The organism is Methylobacterium sp. NPDC097929, from assembly GCF_049543375.1.
In the GTDB taxonomy this organism is placed as follows: domain Bacteria; phylum Pseudomonadota; class Alphaproteobacteria; order Rhizobiales; family Beijerinckiaceae; genus Methylobacterium.
Genome location: NZ_JBMVEP010000034.1, coordinates 1 through 3,954 on the forward strand (window position 1 = coordinate 1; position 3,954 = coordinate 3,954).

Annotated in this window: 3 protein-coding genes; all 3 read right to left on the reverse strand. The window is 47.0% G+C overall.

All coding sequences use genetic code 11. The annotated features are described in order from the left end of the window. Positions 1–253 precede the first annotated feature (253 nt). Entirely contained in the window at positions 254–2,620 is a 2,367-nt protein-coding gene (locus tag ACPCJR_RS26230) for a glycosyltransferase family 2 protein (protein WP_391516483.1), read from the reverse strand. 40 nt (positions 2,621–2,660) lie between these two features. Next, positions 2,661–3,182: a hypothetical protein gene (locus ACPCJR_RS26235; RefSeq protein WP_391516484.1), complete on the reverse strand. Its 522-nt coding sequence runs from the start codon at positions 3,180–3,182 to the stop codon at positions 2,661–2,663. A gap of 164 nt (positions 3,183–3,346) precedes the next feature. Beyond that, positions 3,347–3,954, reverse strand: a 608-nt coding sequence (locus tag ACPCJR_RS26240) for a sugar nucleotidyltransferase (protein WP_391516486.1), incomplete at its 5' end; no start/stop codon positions are given.

Sequence of the window (3,954 nt, forward strand, 5' to 3'; positions counted from 1 at the left end):
CCCGCATCCGACATCGCGATCACCCACGTCTATCGCCGTGGCATGCAAAGCCGCGAACACCCGCTGCGTTCCCTCAACCTGCCAAAGTAGTGCTAAAGCGAGGGCACATGCTGCGGCTCCGTCGTGGATGTCCGCAACCTCAGCGCCGTCGGTATCAGCCAGAGTGAATCAGAGCCAAAGTTGCAAGCCGAAAGGCTCCGTATCTTCCGAACCACCGAACGTAAGGCGACTTATTACGAATGCACTATAGAAACTAGCTATCATAAAGCTCGAAATTGATCTCGATCCATCGACTAGTTGTTCCATCGACCTCGATCGAAACAAATATAGATTCATATGGATCAAAGCTGAAATCGAATCCGAATCCGCACTTATCAGATGCGCGAACCAACGGATTTTTAGAAATAATTTCATTTATAACATCTGGACGCCGTTGATCAATGGCGTGTTTCTCATATTTCGAACCACTTTCTACATGGATAAAACAAGGATAATCCGCTGACATCACAGCCCAGCCTTGGATCAACAGAATTCCGTTGCCAACTTTTCTCAAGGATCCTTGAGAGGGAAAGTCAAAATTCATCTGAATAACTTTGTCAGGAACGGATTGCAACAAATTTTTGATATTCTGCCGGAATATTAGCTCGGCCGATTTTACCTTGTTGCCAAATATGCGAGCAAACTCGTCCAAGCATTCTTCGATTCGGCTGTGTTTAACAGAATCGGACAATCCCGACCATTGCCCTTTTTCCTGCACCGTATACACAGTGAGTATTTTTTTGAGAAAGAAAACATCGCCTTTATCTGCGACGTATAAATTGAGCAGCCAATCGGCTGAAAATTTTCCTTCGTAGTATTCCTTCGGAACGCACTTCAAGGAGGAATTTCTGTAGACACAGCATGAAAAGTTGGCTGTAAGCGGAGCGGAAGCCAGAGAGAGAAATGTCACCTTCCCAGTTGAAAGGCTTCCTTGCTCAACATGTGGTAGAAATGAGTTTTGACTCTCCAGTTCTAGAAGAACCCAGCTAAAACACATTGCTAACTTATCATCTTTTTGCAGTACTGACAATTTTTCCATAAGATTTGAGTCCGAAATCCAATAGTCATCGCCTTCACAAAGCGCGATATAATGACCGCTACAAAGATCAATGCATTCTTTCATATTTTGCAACATGCCAACATTGCGCCTGCGATCTATAACTTTAACGACAGCAGGGAGTCTATCAGCATATTCACGAATTACTTCGATGGTTCCGTCCGTCGAACAATCATCCCCAACTATAATCTCAGACGTGAAGAAACCTTTTTGAGCAATCACGCTATCAAGACACCGTCTGATATAATTTATATGATTATACGTAGTAACAACAATACTCACAGTAAGCCTGGATCGCATAGCTTGCTCGAGCGATTCAGCTGATCGCACAGATGTGAAGTCGATTGAATAACCTATAGCGCGCAACCCTTCATTTGCGATGTCAGGATTAGACGATAGGACACCGAACAGCAGATCGACTCTATTTTCGCGTATATAAGCTTCGCCCAGCGTAGTAAGAATATGAAGCTGCGCTTTCTTATATTCAGCGTGATACATACCGCCGAAAAGGGCTTGAGCTCTCGCAAAGAAGCGGATTTCCCTGCTTCCATGTATTTTGTACCGTGCAAGTTGCGAGGTGTAAGTCGACCAGATTCCACCGGCATTTTTTCGATAGACGGCCATATTTTTATTCAAAAAACCGACTCTACCAACCTCAGCGTGCAACAGATGGATCAGCCAGTCTCCAGGGGCCAATTCTTCTGGCATATCAAAATTCTCGCATCCTCCGAAGCGCCACCTATAAACCACACTATTAGTTTGAATTAAATTTGAATGCGCTATGCTGTGCAAAGAAACTTCTGGAGGACAGTTGACTGGAAAAAACTCTTTTATGCTGGGGTCAGATTCATACAAAACCTGGACTGGGTGGAAGCAGATAGTGAAGTCTGGATTACGGTCAAGATATGAAACTTGTATGCGGAGCTTATTTTCATCAGTCCAGTAGTCATCACCTTCGCATATTGCAACATATTCACTTTTTACTCTTCGAGCCAAGTCGGAAAAGTTGGCATTTGGTCCCACATTGTGATTCCTAAGTACTGCCAAAATATTGCTGTATTTTTCAGCGTATTCCCTAATTATGTCAGCAGTCCCATCAGTTGAACAGTCATCACCAATCAACAACTGATACTTAAAATCAGCCTTTTGCATCAATATACTGTCAAGAGTTTGTCTTATGAATTTAGCCTGATTGTACACAATACAAATAACAGTCAATCGGAATTCTTCATTACCATTAGCAATGGCAGAAGATTCATTCTCGTTTTCCTTATCAAGCAGGTAATCTAGATAAGCTTGTAACGACCCCTGCCCGCCGCACGAATGCCTCACGTAATCTTCGGATGGTGAGCAGCCCAATTCTGCGCCATACTTTACGAAATGCTCTAAAGGTGTTAAGCCGGCCAGATAAACGTCGGGATACATCCGTGCGTACCACCCATGATCGAATAACTTGCTCGCGTAGATTCTAGCGAAGCTCGTTTTCCAGTCACGCATATTGGGCCTGTCAGCTGTCTCAGCCATGTTCGCAGTCAGAGTATCGATATTCGATAAGCATTATGTACTATTTGAATAATGGACCGGGCCTGCGGCCCTCCTTGCTACCATAATTTATGTAATGCAAAAGAGGATCAGCGCCTTGTTCTTTGACATCTTCGTTGCTAGACAAATAATACTCACGGTCAAAAACTCCCGAATATTTAAGCCATCGCGCCATTGATTTTCTTGATACAGTGTTTCTGCCGAATATGTTTTTGGAAGACATAGCTACTTCGATCAAGCGTGCTATTTTTCTGTCGTATATCTGCGAGATTACATTTATAATATTTGCAACCTCTCTATCATCGTATAATCTTCCTTGTTCAAGAAGGTTTGTGCTATACGATTCGGCAGAATCTATCGTTGAGGTCTGACTTAGCTTTTTTATTGTGCTTTCTTGGGCCAACAAGTGCTCGGCTTCTAAACGAACAGCTTCAGTGGCTCTTATCAGACTAACCATTTCCAATTCCCGGCGCCTTAATTTGTCCTTCAGCTCTTCGAGCTCGCCGGAATTGGCAGATTTTGTTTGATCTTCATTAAAGCTCATATTTAACTCCATTTTATTGATCTGTTTTTGCACAACTACCTAGGGCCTGTCTTTGCAGGTTGTATTATTGCTGAATCATGCTCATGTTAGAATACAGAGACCATCATTCCGCCTCAATTTTATGATTTTTTTCAGCCTTGCAGCATTCAGACATGATCTAACCGTTAACCGCGGGCGAGCCGCAGCAGGTTCTGTCCGTACTTGGTCTTGGCAAACAGCTCGCCGCGCGCCTGCAGCTGCTCGCGGCCGATGAAGCCCTGCAAGTAGGCGATCTCCTCCAGGCAGGCGACCTGAAGTCCCTGCCGATGCTGCAGCACCCGCACGAACTCGCCCGCCTCCAACAGGCTGTCATGCGTGCCCGTGTCGAGCCAAGCGTAGCCGCGGCTCATCCGCTCCACATGCAGCTGCCCGCGCTCCAGATAGGCTTGGTTCACGGATGTGATCTCCAGCTCGCCCCGCTCCGACGGCGTCACCGCGGCGGCGATGTCGATCACCTGGTTGTCGTAGAAGTACAGGCCCGTCACCGCCCAGGGGCTCTCCGGGGTCTTGGGCTTCTCCACCAGCCGCAGGGGGCGGCCCTCACCGTCCAGCGTGACCACGCCGTAGGCCTCGGGGTGATCGACGTGGTAGGCGAACACCGTCGCCCCGTTCTCGCGGGCACGCGCACGCGCCAGCAACTCGCTCATGCCGTTGCCGAAGAACAGGTTGTCGCCCAGCACCAGGGCCACGTCGTCGCCGCCGACGAACTCGCGCCCGATGAGGAAGGCCTGGG